The sequence below is a fragment of the Umezawaea endophytica genome (assembly GCF_025061645.1).
GTDB lineage: Bacteria > Actinomycetota > Actinomycetes > Mycobacteriales > Pseudonocardiaceae > Umezawaea > Umezawaea endophytica.
This window is the reverse complement of record NZ_JANYMP010000023.1, coordinates 55,564-73,708: the sequence shown is the minus strand read 5'-3', so window position 1 is coordinate 73,708 and position 18,145 is coordinate 55,564. Positions and strand designations below refer to the sequence as shown.

The 18,145-nt window shown below is 72.5% G+C and carries 19 protein-coding genes; 12 read left to right on the top strand and 7 right to left on the bottom strand.

Features of this window, described 5'->3' with window-relative positions; translation table 11 throughout:
- Position 1: 1 nt before the first annotated feature.
- From NZH93_RS36105 to NZH93_RS36090, 4 genes are all read left to right on the top strand, one after another.
- Entirely contained in the window at positions 2-229 is a 228-nt protein-coding gene (locus NZH93_RS36105; protein ID WP_259627784.1) for a hypothetical protein, read from the top strand.
- Positions 230-377: 148 nt separating this feature from the next.
- Positions 378-686, top strand: coding sequence for a type VII secretion target (locus NZH93_RS36100; RefSeq protein ID WP_259627783.1), 309 nt, complete (start codon positions 378-380; stop codon positions 684-686).
- The gene (locus NZH93_RS36095; RefSeq protein ID WP_259627782.1) at positions 686-3,505 is read left to right on the top strand and encodes a hypothetical protein; all 2,820 of its coding nucleotides are present in this window, start codon (positions 686-688) and stop codon (positions 3,503-3,505) included. The genes NZH93_RS36100 and NZH93_RS36095 overlap by 1 nt, the downstream gene beginning before the upstream one ends.
- Positions 3,506-3,520: 15 nt before the next feature.
- Entirely contained in the window at positions 3,521-4,027 is a 507-nt protein-coding gene (locus NZH93_RS36090) for a hypothetical protein (protein ID WP_259627781.1), read from the top strand.
- Positions 4,028-4,144: 117 nt separating this feature from the next.
- Here NZH93_RS36090 and NZH93_RS36085 read toward each other — a convergent pair whose 3' ends face one another.
- Positions 4,145-4,849, bottom strand: a complete 705-nt coding sequence (locus tag NZH93_RS36085) for a hypothetical protein (protein WP_259627780.1) — start codon at positions 4,847-4,849, stop codon at positions 4,145-4,147.
- 52 nt (positions 4,850-4,901) lie between these two features.
- Entirely contained in the window at positions 4,902-5,714 is an 813-nt protein-coding gene (locus tag NZH93_RS36080; protein WP_259627779.1) for a dienelactone hydrolase family protein, read from the bottom strand.
- Between the two features lie 144 nt (positions 5,715-5,858).
- Here NZH93_RS36080 and glmS point away from each other — a divergent pair, with 144 nt between their 5' ends.
- The 5 genes from glmS to tsaE are packed head-to-tail and all read left to right on the top strand — an operon-like array spanning position 5,859 to position 11,847.
- Positions 5,859-7,721: a glutamine--fructose-6-phosphate transaminase (isomerizing) gene (gene glmS / locus NZH93_RS36075; RefSeq protein WP_259627778.1), complete on the top strand. Its 1,863-nt coding sequence runs from the start codon at positions 5,859-5,861 to the stop codon at positions 7,719-7,721.
- A gap of 19 nt (positions 7,722-7,740) precedes the next feature.
- On the top strand, positions 7,741-9,144 hold the full coding sequence (locus tag NZH93_RS36070; protein WP_259627777.1) for an NAD(P)H-hydrate dehydratase: 1,404 nt from the start codon (positions 7,741-7,743) through the stop codon (positions 9,142-9,144).
- 8 nt (positions 9,145-9,152) lie between these two features.
- Positions 9,153-10,289 carry an alanine racemase gene (gene alr / locus NZH93_RS36065; RefSeq protein WP_259627776.1) on the top strand — a complete coding sequence of 379 codons (1,137 nt, stop codon included), beginning with the start codon at positions 9,153-9,155 and terminating at the stop codon, positions 10,287-10,289.
- A complete protein-coding gene (locus NZH93_RS36060; RefSeq protein ID WP_259627775.1) occupies positions 10,286-11,389 on the top strand; it encodes an alpha/beta fold hydrolase in 1,104 nt (367 codons plus the stop codon). Before alr ends, NZH93_RS36060 begins: the two co-directional genes overlap by 4 nt.
- Positions 11,371-11,847, top strand: a complete 477-nt coding sequence (tsaE, locus tag NZH93_RS36055) for a tRNA (adenosine(37)-N6)-threonylcarbamoyltransferase complex ATPase subunit type 1 TsaE (protein ID WP_259627774.1) — start codon at positions 11,371-11,373, stop codon at positions 11,845-11,847. The genes NZH93_RS36060 and tsaE overlap by 19 nt, the downstream gene beginning before the upstream one ends.
- On the opposite strand, the gene NZH93_RS36050 is transcribed toward tsaE, so the two are convergent.
- The 4 genes from NZH93_RS36050 to NZH93_RS36035 are packed head-to-tail and all read right to left on the bottom strand — an operon-like array spanning position 11,844 to position 15,152.
- Entirely contained in the window at positions 11,844-13,073 is a 1,230-nt protein-coding gene (locus tag NZH93_RS36050) for a carboxyl transferase domain-containing protein (protein ID WP_259627773.1), read from the bottom strand. The two genes, tsaE and NZH93_RS36050, sit on opposite strands and share 4 nt — an antisense overlap.
- On the bottom strand, positions 13,070-14,416 hold the full coding sequence (locus tag NZH93_RS36045) for an acyl-CoA synthetase (protein ID WP_259627772.1): 1,347 nt from the start codon (positions 14,414-14,416) through the stop codon (positions 13,070-13,072). Before NZH93_RS36045 ends, NZH93_RS36050 begins: the two co-directional genes overlap by 4 nt.
- A 36-nt stretch (positions 14,417-14,452) precedes the next feature.
- Positions 14,453-14,761, bottom strand: coding sequence for a thioredoxin family protein (locus tag NZH93_RS36040; RefSeq protein ID WP_259627771.1), 309 nt, complete (start codon positions 14,759-14,761; stop codon positions 14,453-14,455).
- Complete coding sequence (locus tag NZH93_RS36035) at positions 14,742-15,152, bottom strand: MerR family transcriptional regulator (protein ID WP_259627770.1); 411 nt, start codon at positions 15,150-15,152, stop codon at positions 14,742-14,744. The genes NZH93_RS36040 and NZH93_RS36035 overlap by 20 nt, the downstream gene beginning before the upstream one ends.
- A 120-nt stretch (positions 15,153-15,272) precedes the next feature.
- Here NZH93_RS36035 and tsaB point away from each other — a divergent pair, with 120 nt between their 5' ends.
- Genes tsaB through tsaD form a run of 3 tightly spaced genes read left to right on the top strand, consistent with a single transcriptional unit; the run spans position 15,273 to position 17,478 of the window.
- Positions 15,273-15,947 (top strand): tRNA (adenosine(37)-N6)-threonylcarbamoyltransferase complex dimerization subunit type 1 TsaB, encoded by a 675-nt coding sequence (gene tsaB / locus NZH93_RS36030; protein ID WP_259627769.1) that lies wholly within the window; start codon positions 15,273-15,275, stop codon positions 15,945-15,947.
- Positions 15,944-16,429, top strand: coding sequence for a ribosomal protein S18-alanine N-acetyltransferase (rimI, locus tag NZH93_RS36025; RefSeq protein WP_276024725.1), 486 nt, complete (start codon positions 15,944-15,946; stop codon positions 16,427-16,429). Before tsaB ends, rimI begins: the two co-directional genes overlap by 4 nt.
- A complete protein-coding gene (tsaD, locus tag NZH93_RS36020; protein WP_259627768.1) occupies positions 16,426-17,478 on the top strand; it encodes a tRNA (adenosine(37)-N6)-threonylcarbamoyltransferase complex transferase subunit TsaD in 1,053 nt (350 codons plus the stop codon). The genes rimI and tsaD overlap by 4 nt, the downstream gene beginning before the upstream one ends.
- A 2-nt stretch (positions 17,479-17,480) precedes the next feature.
- Here the strand turns inward: tsaD and NZH93_RS36015 are convergent, their stop codons facing one another.
- Positions 17,481-17,915, bottom strand: a complete 435-nt coding sequence (locus tag NZH93_RS36015; RefSeq protein ID WP_259627767.1) for a CopG family antitoxin — start codon at positions 17,913-17,915, stop codon at positions 17,481-17,483.
- Positions 17,916-18,145 lie beyond the last annotated feature (230 nt).

Sequence of the window (18,145 nt, the reverse complement as noted above, 5' to 3'; positions counted from 1 at the left end):
CATGGTCAATCTGGTCCTGGGGTTCATCGTCGGTGTCGCCGTGGGCGCTGGTGGCTTCTTCGCCATCACCAAGGCCAAGGCGGGGCAGCGGCAGGGGTTCCCGCCCCCGAACCAGGGATTCCCGCCCCAGCAAGGTTTTCCGCCTCCCAACCAGGGCTTCCCGCCTCCCCAGCAGGGCCCGTACCCGCCCCAGCAGCAACAGCAGCAGGGGCCGCCGCAGCAGTGGTGATCCGCTGCCGTCCGGGCGCGGTCGTTGTTTACTAAGGCAACCGACTGCTCCAACCGGCCTCCCCGAGGCTGGTGAGCTGGGATTCTTGTGCGGAACCCGGAAGGGCAGGGCCGCGTCTCACCGGGGACTTATGGGGAGGCAGGAGCACATGGCGGGCTATCAGGCCAATGCGGGCGAGATGATGTCGTCGGCGACCACCATCCAGGGTGTCGCGTCCGACGTCGAGGAGTACAAGGCGAAGGTCACGGCCAGCGCCGTGGGCGCGGGCGACTTCGGTCGCGCGCACCAGGCGGGCGGGTCCCGCTACCTCGCGGGGCTGCCGAAGATCGCCGAGGCGGTCGCCGCCCACTCCGCCGCCCTCAAGGGCCTCTCCGACAAGCTCCGCAACTCCGCCAACGGCTACGACTGGTCCGACACGGCGAACGCGCAGAACCTCGCGAACACCGGGGGCAAGTGATGGCCACTCCTTCCTGGGAAGACGTCAAGAAGGTCGTCGACAACCCCGCGGTGTCCTACGAGGACAAGAAGGCGCTGCTCAACGCCTACTACGCGAACGACGTCAAGACCGACATCACCGGTACCCACAACGACGAGTTGGAGGAGTACCTCGACGACTACGACATCTCGTGGGGCGACGGGCAGTGGCAGGCCACCAAGGACTCCATGCCGTGGGCCGACAGCTCGGAAGACCGGCTGAAGGACGCCTACGAGAAGGGCAAGAAGGCCGCCGACGAGGGTGACGCCCGCAACGCCCAGCACGAGAAGGACAAGAAGGCCGGGCAGGACGCGCTGGACGCGTCGGCGCAGCGCGCGTCCGACGGCGGCGCGGGTGTCGGCAACTCGAACGACCTGCTGAACGCGGGCGCGCCGGGCCTGAAGTACTTCGAGAACTTCCTGCCGGTGTACGAGTACGCCAAGAAGATCATCGACGGCGGCTCGGTCGTCACCGACGTCGGCAAGATGCGCGAGCGCTACGACGAGCAGCGCGACATCGACTTCCACAAGATCGACATCGACATCGTCGAGCTGCGCCAGGTCGCCCAGGACTCCCGCGACCGCCAGGGCGACGCCGAGAAGTCGATGAGCAAGCTCTGGTCCGGGTGGGACGGCAAGGCGGCGGACGCCTCCCGCAAGTTCGTGACGGACATGTCGCAGCGGGCCGCGACGCACGCCGACGCCGTCGACCACATCGCCGAGGTCACCAGGGCCGCCTGCCACACCGTGTCCGGCCTGGTGAACACCAAGGCCAGGACCGTCCTCGAAGGCGTCCGCAACGTCAACGACATCGCCGGTCTGAGCCCCGACCAGATCAAGGAGGTCGTCGACGGCTGCACGGCTGAGGACGAGGCGAAGCTGCGCCGCGTCGCCGGGTTCGTGAACTACACCATCGACGACAGTTGCGGCGACGGCGACGAGTGGAAGCGCCTGGTCCGCGACGAGGCGAACAAGTGGATCCGCGGCACGTTCAAGGCCGACGTGGACGGCAAGTGGAAGGTGTTCGACACCATCTGCACGACCACCAAGGACTCCGTCGACAAGGCGTGGGAAGAGGTCGGCAAGCAGGTCGACGCGTTCAACACCAAGCCGTTCGACCCTCCCAAGGAGACCCCGGCGGAGAAGCCCGCGGAGAACACCGGCAACGGGAACGGGAACGGCAACTCCGGCAACACGGGCAGCAGCGGGAGCGGCAGCACGGGGTCGGGGAGCAGCGGGAGCGGCGGGGGTTCCGGTAGCGGCGGTGGCGGGTCGGCCCCGGCCACGCCGTCGATCCCGGAGATGCCGAAGCCGGAGAACCCGCTCGACAAGGACGGCGACGGCAAGCCCGACGACGCCAACGGCGACGGGAAGCCGGACGACGCGGACGGCGACGGCAAGCCGGACACCCCCGGTGGTGAAGGCGGCAAGCCCGGCGAGGAGAAGAACCCGGAGAGCGTCACGATCACCAGTGGCGCCAACGAGATCAAGATCACCGAGCCGGACGCGCGCGGTCACGTGAAGGTGACCGTCGACACCCCGAACGCCCCGCCGAAGACGTACGACCTGGACTTCAGCAAGAACCCGGACGCGGCCAAGGCCCTCATGGCGCAGAACGGCGCCGCGGGCCTCGCGCAGGCCCTCACGGGCCAGGCGAGCGGTGGTCAGGCGGGCGGCGGCCAAGCGGCGGGCACCACCCCCGGCGCGGCCCCGACCCCCGGCGCCCCCGGTGCCGGTGGCGCGATCCCGATCGAGGCGGGCGCCGACGGCAAGGCCGTGATCGAGATGGACGGCCTGTCGATCACCGCGGAGGTCGACCCGCTGACCGGTGAGATCAACCTCACCGTCGACGACGGTGAGGGCGAGCCCCAGCAGTACGGCGTCGAGTTCGGCGAGGACGAGCCGGAGGTAGGCGGCACGCCGGGCCGACCGGACGTCACCACCATGCCCGCGTTCGCGGAGGGCGACCAGAACTTCACCACCATGCCCGCGTTCGCCGACGGCGGCCAGGGCTTCGGCACGATGCCCGCGTTCACCGAGGGCTTCGTCGAGCCGGGCCAGGGCGGGGGCGACCAGGCGTTCGCCAGGGACCTCGGTGGCCAGGGCTTCGCGGAGCCCGCGTTCGCCGAAGCACAGGGCCTCGGCGGTCAGGGCTTCACCGAGCCGGGCCTCGCGCCCGCCTACGGCGAGTTCTCCGGTCAGGGCTTCACCGAGCCGAGTTCCAGCGCTCCCGGTTCCGGTGGCCAGGGCTTCTCGCAGCCCGGTTTCACCGAACCGGTGGCCGCCCAGCCCGCCGGGTTCACCGCGCCCGGCTTCGCCCAGTCCGGTGTGGACCCGGTGTTCCGGGAGGCGTCCCAGGAGGGCACCACGTCGACGTCGGGTGCGTCGGCGGTCGGCGGCGGCTTCGACCGCGCCGACTCGGTCCTCGGCCCGCAGGTCCCGTCGGGCCCGGCGGACTCCGCGGTCGGCCCGCAGATCCCCGGCTCCACCGCTGACCCCATGTGGGGGCCGCCCGCTCCCACCGGTGAGGCCGGTCTCGCCGACACCAACGCGTCGCAGGCGGGCGAACCCGGTTCGGCGTCGCTGCCGTCCATGCAGGACGGTGCGCACTCCGGCCAGCCCGCGGGCGGCATGATGGGCGGCGGCATGATGGGCGGGCCCCCGCCCGGTGGCGGCGGCCAGCAGGGCAGCGGCGACACGGAGCGGGGCGCGAGCCAGTGGCGCACGACCGGCTCGCTGTTCGACGACGACGCCAGCCTCGGCCGCGTTCAGGGCGCGCTCGGGGAGGAGAACGCACGATGACCGGGGTGAGGGCCGATGGCTGAGTTCGAGTCGTTGGAGAGCGTCAAGAGGAAGCTCGAAGGCATCAGGTCCGAGCACTCGGCGCGCATGGAGCTGGCGAGCCGCAAGTTCGAGGAGACGGACAAGGCCACCGCCCAGAGCCACAAGGACTTCGTCGACAAGTCGAAGCGCCTCGTCGACCGCCTCCGCGAGATGGCGAAGGCCCAGCGCGAGGGCCCGGTCAAGAAGAAGCCGAGCGAACTGGCCTTCGGCATCGAGGACGACGAGCAGGGTCCGGACGAGTTCGCCGACCAGGTGGCGGCGGCCGAACGCGCCAGGCTGGCGGCCGCGTCCCACACCGTGGAGGGCTCCTTCCTCCAGGGCGCTCCCCAGGCCGCCCCGAGCAGGTGGACCCCACCACAGCCCACCCCGGAACCGGCTCCCCAGCCCCCGGTGCGGCCCCTGCCCCCGACCCGCCGCCCACCGCAGCGCCCGGCGGCCGACGACGATGACGACTTCGGCAACGCCAGCTACCTGACGTGACACGAAGGGCCTCCCCGCCGCGGCGGGGAGGCCCTTCTCACACCGGGATACCTGAAGTGACATGACGAAGGCCTCTCCTCAGCCGAGGAGAGGCCTTCGTCGTGGTTCGGGGACCGGTCAGCGGTGCGGAGGGCCGGGAGGTGGTCCGTAGCCCGGTGCCGGAGGTCCGTACCCGGTGGGCGGCGGCCCGTACCCCTGCTGCCCCGGCCCCTGCTGGCCCTGTCCCTGTTGGCCCTGGGGCGGCCCATAGCCCTGGGGTGGCCCGTAGCCCTGCTGCGGGCCGGGCTGCCCGTACCCCGGCCCCTGCGCGGCGGGGCGTGGTGCGCTGCGCAGCGCGGTCATCGTGGGTGGCAGGACGGTCAGGAGCGCGGCGAGGACGCCGAGGACGACGGCGGTCATCTGGGTGCCGTCGACGCTGACCCCGGTGAAGCCGAAGTAGTTCTTGTACACGATCTCCAGCACCATCGGGGCGATGGCGAGCAGCGCTCCGATCCAGATCACCAGCACGCCCGCGACCTTGCGCGCCAGCAGGAGCACGGCGGCGAAGCCGAAGAGCAGCACCGGCAGGAACTGGCTCCACTCGGAGACCGCGCCGAGCAGCGCCAGCGTGTCGCGGTCGCCGCCGGTGGCCTTCATCTGGACGTCGACCAACTGGGGGTTGGTGTCGACCTCGTCGGCGTGCAGGACGCTGATCAGGCCGAGCGCGGCCCAGAAGACCGCGACTCCGGCCGCGGCGACGGCGGCGATGACGACGAAGGCCGTCGAGCCGCCGCGCGGTGGTGGCCCGTAGCCCGGCGGTGGTTGTTGCTGTCCTGGCATCACGGGCTCGACGGTAGCGGGAAGTGCCCGCCGCCACTGCCGGGTTGGCGCAGGTCTACCTGGTCAGTGCCGCGCGCTGGTAGGTCAGGTCCGCGCCCTTGACGTCGTTGTCCAGCAGCGCGTCGTACGTCTTGTCGCCGGTCAGCGTGCGCAGCAGGAACGCGGTGGTGAACGCCTTCGCGAGCTTGTTCGCGGCGCGTTCCCCCTTGCCGTCCAGCAGGAGTTCGCTCCAGTGCCTGCCCTCGGCGAAGCCGAGGTGGCCCACCTTCGGCAGGGTCCGCACCTGCACCGGCCCGAGCCACGCCTCCGCGATGGCCTCGGAGTGGCCGACGGGCGGGGCGATGCGGTCCTCGCCCGCGGCGAGGTGCAGGCCCGGCACCGCGACGCGGCGGGCGGCGTCCAGCGCGGACGGTCGGGTTTCGGTGGCCGCCAACGTGATCACCGAGCGGACGCGGTCGTCGTCGGCCGCGGCCAGCACGGCGGCGCCGCCGCCGAGCGAGTGGCCCGCGACGGCGAGCTTGGTCGGGTCGACGCTGATGGCGCCGTCGCCGAGCCGGACGCCCGAGCAGATGTCCAGTGCGGTGCGGAGGTTCGCGGCGTGCAGCCGCGCGGACAGCAGCGGGCCGCGCTGGGTGTTCGGGGCGGCGGCGACGATGCCCCACGACGCGAGGTGGCGGAGCAGGCCGACGTAGCGGCCGACGGGCTGGAGCCAGCCGTGGCCGAACGCGACGGCGGGCAGCCCGTAGCCGGACGCGGGCGTGAACACCGCCCCCGGCAGCCCGACGAGAGCCAGCTCGCCCCGCAGCACCTCGTGCTCGCCGGGCTTGCTGAGCTGGTCCAACGCCTGCTTCGCCGAGTAGCCGCTCACCCCTGGAACCGTAGTGGATGGCGGGGATTCGCGAGACTCGCGCCACACGGCCGCATTGGTCTACACCAAAGTGGCCTGTGACCTGCGCAAACCGCCGCTCGTGACACTTTCGGGTTATGGCCGTGGTCTAGCTACTCTGTCCGGGTGTGCGGAATCGTGGGATACGTGGGTCACCGGTCGGCGCTCGACGTCGTGCTCGACGGACTGAGGCGGATGGAGTACCGGGGGTACGACTCCGCCGGCGTCGCCGTCCTGGACGGCGAGGGCGGTCTGACAGTCGAACGCAAAGCGGGCCGCCTGGCCAACCTGGAGGCCCAACTCGACGTGGTCGGGCGCGAGTCCTTCGGCGGCACGGCGGGCATGGGCCACACCCGGTGGGCGACGCACGGCGCGCCCGTCGACCGGAACTCGCACCCCCACCGGGACTCGACCGGTCGGGTGGCGGTCGTCCACAACGGCATCATCGAGAACTTCATCGCGCTGCGCACGGAGCTCGAGGGCTTCGGCGTCGAGATGACCAGCGACACCGACTCCGAGACCGCCGCCCACCTCGTCGCGCGGGCGTACGCCGACGGCGAGACCGCCGGTGACCTGACCGCGAGCGTCCGCGCCGTGGTGCGCCGCCTGGAAGGCGCGTTCACGCTGGTCGTGACGCACGCCGACGTGCCGGACCAGGTCGTGGCGGCCCGCCGTTCCTCCCCGCTGGTGGTCGGCGTCGGCGAGGGCGAGCACTTCGTCGCCTCGGACGTGTCGGCGTTCATCGAGCACACCCGCCAGGCCGTGGAACTGGGCCAGGACCAGATCGTCGTGATCACCGCCGGGGGCTACGAGGTCACCGACTTCCACGGCGAGCCCGCCACCGCGAAGCCGTTCACCGTGGACTGGGACCTGTCGGCCGCCGAGAAGGGCGGCCACGACTACTTCATGCTCAAGGAGATCGAGGAGCAGCCGGAGGCGCTGGCGAACACGCTGCGCGGGCACTTCGACGGCGGCCGGATCATCCTGGACGAGCAGCGGCTGTCCGACCAGGACCTGCGCGACGTCGACAAGGTGTTCGTCGTGGCCTGCGGCTCGGCGTACCACTCCGGCCTGGTCGCGAAGTACGCCATCGAGCACTGGACGCGCCTGCCCGTCGAGGTCGAGCTGGCCAGCGAGTTCCGCTACCGCGACCCGGTGCTCGACCGCGACACGCTCGTCGTCGCCGTCTCGCAGTCCGGTGAGACGGCGGACACCCTGGAGGCCGTGCGGCACGCCCGCGAGCAGAAGGCCCGCGTGCTGGCCGTGTGCAACACCAACGGCGCCCAGATCCCGCGCGAGTCCGACGCCGTCCTCTACACCCACGCGGGCCCGGAGATCGGCGTCGCCTCCACCAAGGCGTTCCTCGCCCAGATCGCGGCGAACTACCTGGTCGGCCTGGCGCTGGCGCAGGCCCGCGGCACCAAGTACCCGGACGAGGTCGCCCGCGAGTTCCGCGAGCTGGAGGCCATGCCGGACGCCGTGGCGAAGGTGCTCGGCACGACCGAGCAGGTCCGCGCGCTCGGCCGCGAGCTGGCCGACTCGAAGGCGGTCCTGTTCCTCGGCCGCCACGTCGGCTACCCGGTGGCGCTCGAAGGCGCGCTGAAGCTCAAGGAACTGGCGTACATGCACGCCGAGGGCTTCGCCGCCGGTGAGCTGAAGCACGGTCCGATCGCGCTGATCGAGGAGGGCCTGCCGGTCGTCGTCGTCATGCCGTCGCCGAAGGGCCGCGCGGTGCTGCACTCGAAGATGGTGTCGAACATCAGCGAGATCCAGGCCCGCGGCGCCCGCACGATCGTGATCGCCGAGGAGGGCGACGAGACGGTCCGGCCGTTCGCCGACCACCTCATCGAGATCCCGGCGGTGCCGACGCTGCTCCAGCCGCTCATCTCGACGGTGCCGTTGCAGGTCCTCGCCGCCGAGATCGCCCGCAGCCGCGGCTACGACGTCGACAAGCCCCGCAACCTCGCCAAGTCCGTCACGGTCGAGTAGGCCGCCCTAGGCTTGGTCCATGCGCGGTTTCTGGAGCACCGAACACGTCAAGGCGGCCGAGGACCGGCTGCTGGCCCGCACCCCGGAGGGCGCGCTCATGCGGCGCGCCTCCTTCGGGGTGGCCACGGTCGCGCTGGAGCTGCTCGGCGGGCGCAGGCGGGTGGGCCTGCTGGTCGGGGCGGGCAACAACGGTGGTGACGCGCTCTGGGCCGGGTACTTCCTCCGCCGCCGGGGCGTGGCCGTGACCGCCGTCCTGCTCGACCCCGACCGCGCGCACCCGGCGGGCTTGGCCGCGTTCCGCAGGGCGGGTGGCCGGGTCGCGTCCGAGCTGCCCGAGGTCGACCTGGTCGTCGACGGCGTCGTCGGCCTGTCCGCCAGCGGCCCGCTCCGGCCCGCCGCCGCCGCGCACGTCGCGAAGGTCACCGCGCCCGTCCTCGCCGTGGACCTGCCCAGCGGCGTGGACCCCGACACGGGTGTCACCGGCGGCCCGTTCGTCGAGGCGCACACCACCGTCACGTTCGGCTGCCGCAAACCCGTGCACGCCCTGGCCGACTGCGGCGACGTGCGGCTGGTCGACATCGGTCTCCAGCCCGAGCTGCCCGGCCCGGACCTGATGGAGCTGGAGGACGCCGACGTGGCGTTCGCCTGGCCCGTCCCCGGAGTCGGCGACGACAAGTACAGCCAGGGCGTCACGGGCATCGCGGCCGGGTCGGCCACCTACCCCGGCGCCGCCGTGCTCTCCACCGGGGCGTCGGTGCTGGCCACGTCCGGGATGGTCCGCTACGCGGGCCAGGCGGCCGACGCCGTTCGGGCCCGCTGGCCCGAGTCGATCTGCACGGGCTCCATCACCGACGCGGGCCGCGTCCAGGCGTGGTCCGTCGGGCCTGGTCTCGGCACCGGTCTGAGCGCCGAGAACGTCCTCCGCTACGTGCTGGACGCGGGCGTGCCGGTCTGCGCGGACGCCGACGCCATCACGATGTTCGCCAACAACCCGGACCTGTGGGACGCCCGCGACCCGGACACCACCGTCGTCCTCACCCCGCACGACCGCGAGTACGCGCGGCTGATGGGGGAGGAGGTCGGCACCGACCGGGTGGCCGCCGCGAAGCGGGCCGCCGAGCGCTTCAACGCCGTGCTGCTGCTCAAGGGCAACACCACGATCGTCGCCGACCCCGGCGGCGCGGTCGCCGTGAACCGGTCGCGGTCGGCCTGGCCCGCCACGGCGGGCTCCGGTGACGTGCTGTCCGGGATGATCGGCTCGCTGCTGGCGGCGGGCGTCTACCCGCTGCTGGCGGCGGCCTGCGCGGCGCACGTGCACGCGCTGGCGGGCGAGCTGGCCGCCGACGGCGCCCCGATCCCGGCGTCGTCGCTGATGGCCGCCATCCCGGACGCGATTCGTTCCGTGCGGGCTGTGACACCATGATTGGCCTCATGGCTGCCTCCACCCCCCGCGCCGAGCTCGTGATCGACCTCGCCGCGTTCCGCCGCAACGTCGCCGTGCTGGCCGGTCTGGCCGATCGCACCGGCGCCGCGACCATGGCCGTGGTCAAGGCCGACGGCTACGGCCACGGCGCCGTCGACATGGCCCGTGCCGCCCTCACGGCGGGCGCGACGTGGCTGGGCGCCTGCTCGCTGGCCGAGGCGCTGGTCCTGCGCGAGGCGGGCATCACCGCTCGCGTGCTGTCCTGGTTGGACCTGCCCGGCGAGGACTTCGCCGCGGGCGTGGCGGCCGACGTGGACATCTCGGTGGCCTCGCCCCGGATGCTCCGCACCGTCGCCGAGGCCGCGCGCGCCGTCGGCGGACGGGCCCGGATCCACCTCAAGATCGACACCGGGCTGAGCCGCAACGGCTGCCAGCCCGCGGACTGGCCCGCGCTGGTGGCGGAGGCCGCCGACACCCCGGACGTCCAGGTGGTCGCCATCTGGTCGCACCTGGCGTGCGCGGACGAGATCGGCCACCCGTCGATCAGCCTCCAGGCTGAGCGCTTCGACCTGGCCTACCGGCAGGCGCTGGCCGCCGGCCTGCGACCGCTGCGGCACCTCGCGAACTCCGCGGCCCTCATCACCCGCCCGGACCTGCACTTCGACCTCGTCCGCACCGGCATCGCGACGTACGGGCTGAACCCGGTGCACGTGCCGCTGGACCTGAAGCCGGTGATGACGTTCCGCGCGGGCGTGGCGCTCACCAAGCGCCTCCCGGCAGGCGAGTCGGTGTCGTACGGCCTCACCTGGACGACCCCGCGGGACACGACCATCGCGCTGGTCACGGCGGGCTACGCGGACGGCGTGCCGCGCAGCCTGTCCGGGCGGATGGAGGTACTGGTCGCGGGCAGGCTGCTCCCCGTCGTGGGCCGCGTCTGCATGGACCAGATCATGGTCGACTGCGGCGACCTCGACGTGCGGGAGGGCGCCGAGGTCGTCCTCTTCGGCCCCGGCGACCGCGGCGAGCCCACCGCGCGCGACTGGGCGGACAAGACCGGCACGATCGACTACGAGATCGTCACCGGCATGCACCGCCCCCGGCTGCGCCGCACCTACGTGGGCGTCCCGGAGCTGGTCGAGACGTGAACTCGCTCTGGAAGACCATAGGGCTGGCGACCGGTGTGATCGGCGCCGCCGCGACCGGTGCCGCCGTCGGTGCCGCCGCGCACCGCAAGAAGGTGTCGCAGGAGCGCAAGGCCAGGGATCCGCTAGCCGACGAGCCGCTGGGCGAGCTGCCCGCGGACCGCGAGTCGACCGTCGCGGCGGACGACGGCGTGCCCCTGTTCGTGGAGGAGGTCCTCCCGGAGGACGGCGGCGAGCCCGAGCTGACCGTCGTGCTGGTCCACGGGTTCGCCCTGGACCGCCGCTGCTGGCACTTCCAGCGCCGCGACCTGGCGAAGCTGACCGAACCGCGGGTCCGCGAGGTCCTCTACGACCAGCGCAGCCACGGTCGGTCGGGTCGGTCCACGGCCGAGAGCAGCACCATCGAGCAACTGGCCCACGACCTGGACGCGGTGATCCGCGCGGTCGTGCCCGACGGGCCACTGGTCCTGGTCGGCCACTCCATGGGCGGCATGACGATCATGGCGCTGGCCGAGCAGAAGCCGGAGCTGTTCGCCGACCGCGTGCGCGGCGTCGCACTGGTCGGCACGGCCGCCGGGGCCGTCGGCGGCGCGGGCCTGTCCAAGTCGGTGCTGTCCCGCTACAACCCCGTCACGCTCGGGATCGGTCGCCTGGCGGGCATCCAGCCGGGCTTCGTCGAGTGGGCGCGGCGGCGGGCGGACAAGGTCACCTGGGGCGGCATCAGGGTGCTGGCGTTCGGCGACCGCAAGGTCAGCCCGCTGCTGGTCGACCTGATGGAGAAGATGATCAACCAGACCAGCGTCAAGGTCCTGACGGAGTTCCTGGAGACCCTGGGGACCCACGACCGCTACCGCGCGCTGGCCGGACTCCGCCACTGCGAGGTACTGGTCATCAGCGGCGACGCGGACCGGCTCACCCCGTTCTCCCACGCGGAGCGCATGGCGGAGGAGATGCCGGACGGCGAACTGGTGCGCGCGCCCGGCGCGGGCCACATGGTCATGCTGGAACAACCGGAACTGGTCACCGGGCACCTGATCGGTTTGATTCGGCGGTCCGCCGTCGAGCAGGACGAAAGTCGACGGCGATGGTGGCGACGAGCGTGAACAAGACCTTGGAACTCCCCCGCGTGGAGGACACCGAGGCGTTCGGTGAACGGCTGGGCAAAGTGCTCCAGGGCGGTGACCTGCTGCTGCTGGCGGGGCCGCTGGGCGCGGGCAAGACGGCGCTGGTGCGGGGCCTCGCCGTGGGGCTGGGCGTCACCGGCCGGGTCAGCTCGCCCACGTTCGTCATCGCGCGGGTCCACGAGCCCGCCGAGGGCGGCCGGGGCATCACCCTGGTCCACGTCGACGCCTACCGGCTGGGCGGCGACCTCGAAGAGCTGGACGACCTCGACCTGGACACCGACCTGGTCGACTCCGTGGTCGCGGTCGAGTGGGGCGAGGGCGCGGCCGAACGCCTCTCCGAGGACCACCTGCTCATCCGCCTGGAGCGCCGCGAGGACGACGTCCGCCTGGCCCACCTGCTCCCGCACGGCTCGTGGGTGGACCGCGAACTGCCCTAGGGTCCGGCGATCCCCCTGACCACGCCCAGCTCCACCAGGTCCTGCGGGCGCAGTTTCAACTGGTCCGCCGTGGCCCTCACCTGCGCCGGGTCGCGCTTCAGGATCGCGGCGGCCAGTTCGGGCGCGATCACGGAGAAGTAGGCGTCGGGGGCGATCCACGTCTGGTCGGGTGACGCCAGCGCCAGTGCCCCGCCGGACCCGCCCTCGCCGACGACCAGCGTCGTGACGGGCACCCGCGCGGCGGCCAGCGTGCCGAACAGCTCGGCGATGGCGGGTCCTACCCCGGCGCGTTCGGCCGCGGCGTCGTTGGCCGCTCCCGGCGTGTCCACCAGCGTCAGCACCGGCAGCCCCAGCCGTTCGGCGAGCCGGACGACCCGGCTGGCGGTGCGGAACCCGGCGGGCGTGTTGGCGGTCCCGGTCTGCGCCGCGTAGACCACGGACCGGCCCTCGTGCAGCCCGATCCCGCAGAGCATCCCCGGATCGACCCCACCGGCCCGGTCGCCGCTGAACGGCACCCGCGCGGAGAAGTAGTCGTCGAGGTAGGCCTGCGCGCGTGGGCGGCGCGGGTCCCGCGCCCGTTCCACGGCCGACCACCCGTCGGCGGGCAGGTCCGTCGCGCCCAGCACGCGGGGCACCGAGGCGGGCCGCAGGTCGCCGCCCATCAGCAGCGGCAGCAGCGCCCCCAGCACGCCGCCCAGCTCGGCGGGCTCCACGACGAGGTCCACCGCGCCCGCCGCGAACTGGCCCTCGCTGGTGTACGCGGGGTCGTCCAGGTCGGCCTCCGGCCGCACCCGTGAGCCCGCGAAGCCGACCTGGGCGCCCGGCACGGCCAGCACCACGTCGGCGCCCGCCCCCAGCGAAGCCCAGATCCCGCCGGTCGTCGGGTCGCACAGCACGGACACGTGCGGCAGCCCGACCTCGGCGTGCCGCGCGCACAGCCCGGAGATCCGCTGCAACTGCCGCAGCGACGCCATGCCCTCCTGCATCCGGCTGCCGCCGGTCGCGATCACCGACACCACCGGCAGGCCCTCCGCCCCGGCCTCGGTGAACGCCTCCTCGATGAGGTCGCCGGTGGCCGTTCCGACGGAGCCGCCGAGGAACCGGAAGTCGAACGAGATCGCCACGGCGTCACCCCGCCGCTCCCACGACACCGACTCGTCGCCGCCGGTCTTCGACCGGGCCCGCCCGAGCTGGGCGCCGTAGCCGGCCCACCCGAGGGGGTTCATGCGCCAAGGGAACGCTTGAGGACCTTGCCCATGTCGTTGCGCGGCAACGCTTCCAGGAACCGCACGACCCTCGGCCGCTTGTGCGGGGACAGCAGCTTCGCCACGTGGTCGGCCAGCTCGGCCTCGCTCGGGAACTCGCCGGTGGCGGGCACGATCCACGCCACGACCCGCTCACCGAGGTCCTCGTCCGGCTCCCCGGTGACGGCCGCCTCGGCCACCCCCGGATGTTCCAGCAGGGCGTTCTCGATCTCGCCCGCGCCGATCTTGTACCCGCCGCTCTTGATCAGGTCGGTGGCCCGGCGGCCGACGATCCGCACGTACCCGTCCGGGTCAAGCACGGCCATGTCGCCGGTCCGGAACCAGCCGTCCACGAACGCGGCGGCCGTGGCGTCCGGCCGGTTCAGGTACTCCAGGAACAGGTTCGGCCCGCGCACCTCGATCTCGCCGATCCCGTCCTCCTCGCCGGAGAGCCGCACGTCGACGCCGTCCAGCGGCAGCCCCACGGTCCCCGGCCTGCGGTCACCGGACGCGCGGACGCTGGTGTTCATCAGCGTCTCGCTCATCCCGTACCGCTCGACGACCTCCTGACCGGTGGCCGCCGTGATCCGCGCGTGCACCGTCGCGGGCAGCGCGGCGGACCCGGACACCAGCAGCCGGGCCGCGGAGAACCCGGCGGCCAGCGTCGGGTCGGCCTCCACCTCGGCGGCGATCCGCGAGTACATCGTCGGCACGCCGAACATCACCCCGCTACCGCCCAACGCCTCCGAGGCGGCGGCGACGGAGAACTTCCCGAGGTGCTTCACGGTCCCGCCGCGCCGCAGCGGCCCGAGCACGCCGAGCCCCAGGCCGTGCACGTGGAACAGCGGCAGCGCGTGCACGACCACGTCCTCGGCCGTCCACCCCCACGCGGTGGCCAGCGAGTCGAGGTTGCTGCTCAGTGCCCGGTGGGGGAGCACGACACCCTTGGGCGGACCGGTGGTCCCGGACGTGTAGATGATCAGTGCGGGCGTCTCGGGGCCGAGCGACCGCACCTCGACCGGCGGCCCGGACGGCAGCGTCCCGTCCAGCACCAGGTCGGGCGAGCTGTCGGACATGATGTGCGCCAGCTCGCGCTCACCGATCTTCGGGTTGATCGGCACCACGGGCACGCCGGCGAGCAGCGCGCCGACGACGGCCACGACCGTCTCGACGGTCGAGTGCGCCCACACGGCCACCCGCGACACCCCGGCCAGCCCACCGGCGACCGACCGCGCCTCCTCGGCCAGCTCCCGGTACGTCAGGGTCCTGCCGGGGAAGTCGAGCGCGATCTCATCGGACGGCGAGGCGAGCGCGGGGATCAACATCTGCTGAACGATGCCGGCCCCCGCGCCCGCCGTGCATCACAAGTGTGGTTCGAGCCACGCCATCAGGTGCGCCTTGGGCTTGGCGCCCACCGCTTGGGCCACCAGAGCACCGTCCTTGTACAGGTGCAATGTCGGCGCGGCCATCACCGCGAGGTCCCGCGCGGTGCGGGGGTTGGCGTCGATGTCGAGCTTGGCCACCGTCAGCGCGTCGCCCTGCTCGACCGCGATCTGCTCCAGCACCGGCTCGACCATCCGGCACGGCCCGCACCACACGGCGCTGAACTCGACCAGCACCGTCCCCTCGCCCACCGCGTCAGCGAACGTCTCATCCGTCAGCGTCCTCAAGTCCACTCCCACCACTCGTCGCGCACACCGGTGTGGAGAAGGGCACCTCGGCCAGCGCCAACTGGTCGCGCAGCCGGTCGCGCACCGCCGTCATCCGGTCGATCAGGTCGTCGACCTCGGCGAGCTTGCGCCGGTAGACCGCGACCGACGCCGGGCACGAGTCACCGGTGGGGTGCCCGTCCCGCAGGCACTCCACGAACGGCCGGGTCTCCTCCAGGGCGAACCCGATGCCGGTCAGCGACCGGATCTCGGTGACCAGCCGCAGGTCGGACAGGTCGTAGGACCGGTAGCCCTTGGCGTCCCGCCGAGCGGGCAGCAGGCCCTGCGCCTCGTAGTAGCGCAGTGCCCTGGTCGTCGTCCCGGCCAGCTCGGCCAGTTCCCCGATGCGCATGGCGACCCCGTTCGATGCTCGGGCCCGGCAAGTGGCCCTTCGTCCTCCGCGGGCGATGCTCCACCTTGACGCCGACGTCAAGGCAAGGGCGGGTGGCGACCACCCGTACCCTTGACAACCGTGCTCGTCCTCGCCATCGATACCGCCACACCCGCGGTCACCGCCGGTGCAGTCGACCTGACGGCCGATTCGCCGCCCCGCCTGCTCGCCGAGCGGGTGACGCTCAACGCGAAGGCCCACGGCGAACTGCTCACCCCGCACCTCCAGGCCGTCCTCGCGGAAGCGGGGAAGACGTTCGCCGACGTCGACGCGATCGTCGTCGGCGCGGGTCCTGGACCGTTCACCGGCCTGCGGGTCGGCCTGGTCACGGCCGCCGCGCTGGGGCAGGCGCTCGACCGCCCGGTGTACCCCGTGCCGACGCCCGACGCCGTCGCGCTGGCCGCGGGCACGGGTGAACCCCTGCTCGTGGCGACCGACGCGCGTCGCAAGGAGGTCTACTGGGCCGTCTACGACGCGGCGGGCCGCCGGACCGCGGGGCCGGGCGTCGACCGGCCCGCCGACCTGGCCGAACGCGGCTTGGACGTGCGCGCGGCCGTGGGGGAGGGGGCCGTGCTCTACGCGGACGTCCTCGGCTTCCCGGTCGTCGAACCGCACCACCCGACCCCGCTCGCCCTGGTCCGGGCCGCCGCGGCCGAGCTGCTCGCGGGCGCCGAGCCCGGCCCGTTGACCCCGCTCTACCTGCGCAGGCCCGACGCGGTCGAGCCGGTCGGCCGCAAGCGGGTGACACGGGCATGAGCCGCGCCAGTCTGGTGACGATCGCGCCGTTGCGCCGCGAGGACGTGCCGCGCTGCGTCGAGATCGAGCACGAGCTGTTCCCCGGCGACGACCCGTGGAGCGCGACCTCGTTCCTCTCCGAGATGGCGATGGGCAACCACTACCTCGGCGCGTACCTGGCCGACGGCACGCTCATCGGCTACGGCGGGCTGGCCGTCACCGGCCGCGACCCGGACTTCGAGGCGAGCGTCCACACCCTGGCCGTCGACCTCGGCTACCAGCACTCGGGCATCGGCAAGCGCCTGCTCCGCGCGCTGCTGGAACGCGCGGACGAGGTCCACGCCCCGGTGTTCCTGGAGGTCCGCACGGACAACGTGCCCGCCATCAGCCTCTACGTCGCGCACGGCTTCGAGAAGATCGGCCTGCGCCGCCGCTACTACATGCCATCCGGTGCCGACGCCTACACGATGGCCCGACCCGCTGTTGTGAGGGAAAACCCGTGACCGACAGGCTCATCCTCGGCATCGAGAGCTCGTGCGACGAGACCGGTGTCGGCATCGTCCGCCTCGGGCCGGACGGGTCGCTCGAACTGCTGTCCGACGAGGTCGCGTCCAGCGTCGAGCAGCACGCCCGGTTCGGCGGCGTCGTCCCCGAGGTCGCCAGCCGCGCCCACCTGGAGGCGATGGTCCCGACCATGCGCCGCTCGTTGGAGATCGCGGGCGTCGAGCTGTCGGACATCGACTCCATCGCCGTCACCGCGGGCCCCGGCCTGGCGGGCGCCCTGCTGGTCGGCGTCTCCGCCGCCAAGGCCTACGCCGCCGCGCTCGGCAAGCCCCTCTACGGCGTCAACCACCTCGCGGGCCACGTCGCCGCGGACACCCTGGAGCACGGCCCGCTCCCCGAGCGCTGCCTCGCGCTGCTGGTCTCCGGCGGCCACTCGCAGCTCCTGCTGGTCGAGGGCCTGGCCCACAAGATCACCGAACTCGGCTCCACCGTCGACGACGCCGCGGGCGAGGCCTACGACAAGGTCGCCAGGCTCCTCGACCTCCCGTACCCCGGCGGCCCGCCGATCGACAAGCTGGCCAGGACGGGCAACGGCTGCGCCATCGCGTTCCCGCGCGGACTCACCGGCCCGCGCGACGCGAAGTACGACTTCTCCTTCTCCGGCCTGAAGACGTCCGTGGCCCGCTGGGTCGAGAAGGCCGAACGCGCGGGCGAGGAGATCCCGCTCGCCGACGTGGCCGCGTCGTTCCAGGAGGCGGTCGCCGACGTCCTCACCATGAAGGCCATCAGGGCCTGCGAGGACCTCCGCATCGACACCCTCGTCATCGCGGGCGGCGTGGCGGCCAACTCCCGCATCTCCGGCCTCGCCGCCGAACGCTGCGCCGAGGCGGGCATCACCCTCCGCGTCCCCCGCCCGAAGCTCTGCGGCGACAACGGCGCCATGATCGCCGCCATCGGCGCCCACCTGGTCGCGGCAGGCGCCAAACCGTCCCCCATCGACCTCAGCACCACCCCCGGCCTGCCGGTGAGCACGATCCAGGTGTTCTGAGGTCAACTCGCCTGGCGGTGGTTCGCCTGCTGCTTCGCCAGGGCTCGGAGCGCCGGGTTCGGCGGACGCCTGCCCGATCGCGGCCGTGCTCTCCGAACGGGTGCCGAGTGCTCGGCCACGGCCTCCTCGATCCTGGTGAGGCGCTGGTTGATCATGGCGAGTTCGTCGTACTCGGCCGCCCGTGTGCCGTTCACGGCTTCTTCGATGATCTCCCTGACGAACGCCGTGTACCTGAGACCACGGCCCTGGGCGAGGGTCTTCAAGGCGTCGACCACGTCCGACGGCAGCCGCAGCGAGGTCGTCCGCATCGGCCGCGGATCCACCCACTCGCCCTGTTCCATCTCCGACGACGTGTCGTGGGTGTCGTAGTACGCCGCCAACGCCTCCAGTTCCTCAACCGGGCGTGGCAGGTGTTCGTTCTGCTCGGTCATCGTCATCGCGCCTTCCTCTGGAAGGTCTTCTTCTCGCCGGGGGTCATGTCACGTGCGGTCACGATGAACGCCTCACCGTGGTTCTCGGTGGCCACCACCAGCAGGTAGCGGCCTCGGTAGGTGCGGCACGAGCGTATTGCGTTCGCATTATCATGCTACTTCGAGGGTCTTTTCGACAGCGTTCACCTGTCCTGTCACGCCTGCGCCGAACAGTCCAGCCGCCCCTCCGTTGAAGC

Coding starts and splice junctions, on each gene's coding strand:
- NZH93_RS36045 (WP_259627772.1), bottom strand. CDS start 14,416: ATGTTGATCCCCGCGCTCGCCTCGCCGTCCGATGAGATCGCGCTCGAC.
- NZH93_RS36050 (WP_259627773.1), bottom strand. CDS start 13,073: ATGAACCCCCTCGGGTGGGCCGGCTACGGCGCCCAGCTCGGGCGGGCC.
- NZH93_RS36095 (WP_259627782.1), top strand. CDS start 686: ATGGCCACTCCTTCCTGGGAAGACGTCAAGAAGGTCGTCGACAACCCC.
- NZH93_RS36090 (WP_259627781.1), top strand. CDS start 3,521: ATGGCTGAGTTCGAGTCGTTGGAGAGCGTCAAGAGGAAGCTCGAAGGC.
- NZH93_RS36100 (WP_259627783.1), top strand. CDS start 378: ATGGCGGGCTATCAGGCCAATGCGGGCGAGATGATGTCGTCGGCGACC.
- tsaE (WP_259627774.1), top strand. CDS start 11,371: ATGGTGGCGACGAGCGTGAACAAGACCTTGGAACTCCCCCGCGTGGAG.
- NZH93_RS36105 (WP_259627784.1), top strand. CDS start 2: ATGGTCAATCTGGTCCTGGGGTTCATCGTCGGTGTCGCCGTGGGCGCT.
- NZH93_RS36015 (WP_259627767.1), bottom strand. CDS start 17,915: ATGACGATGACCGAGCAGAACGAACACCTGCCACGCCCGGTTGAGGAA.
- alr (WP_259627776.1), top strand. CDS start 9,153: ATGGCTGCCTCCACCCCCCGCGCCGAGCTCGTGATCGACCTCGCCGCG.
- NZH93_RS36035 (WP_259627770.1), bottom strand. CDS start 15,152: ATGCGCATCGGGGAACTGGCCGAGCTGGCCGGGACGACGACCAGGGCA.
- NZH93_RS36070 (WP_259627777.1), top strand. CDS start 7,741: ATGCGCGGTTTCTGGAGCACCGAACACGTCAAGGCGGCCGAGGACCGG.
- rimI (WP_276024725.1), top strand. CDS start 15,944: ATGAGCCGCGCCAGTCTGGTGACGATCGCGCCGTTGCGCCGCGAGGAC.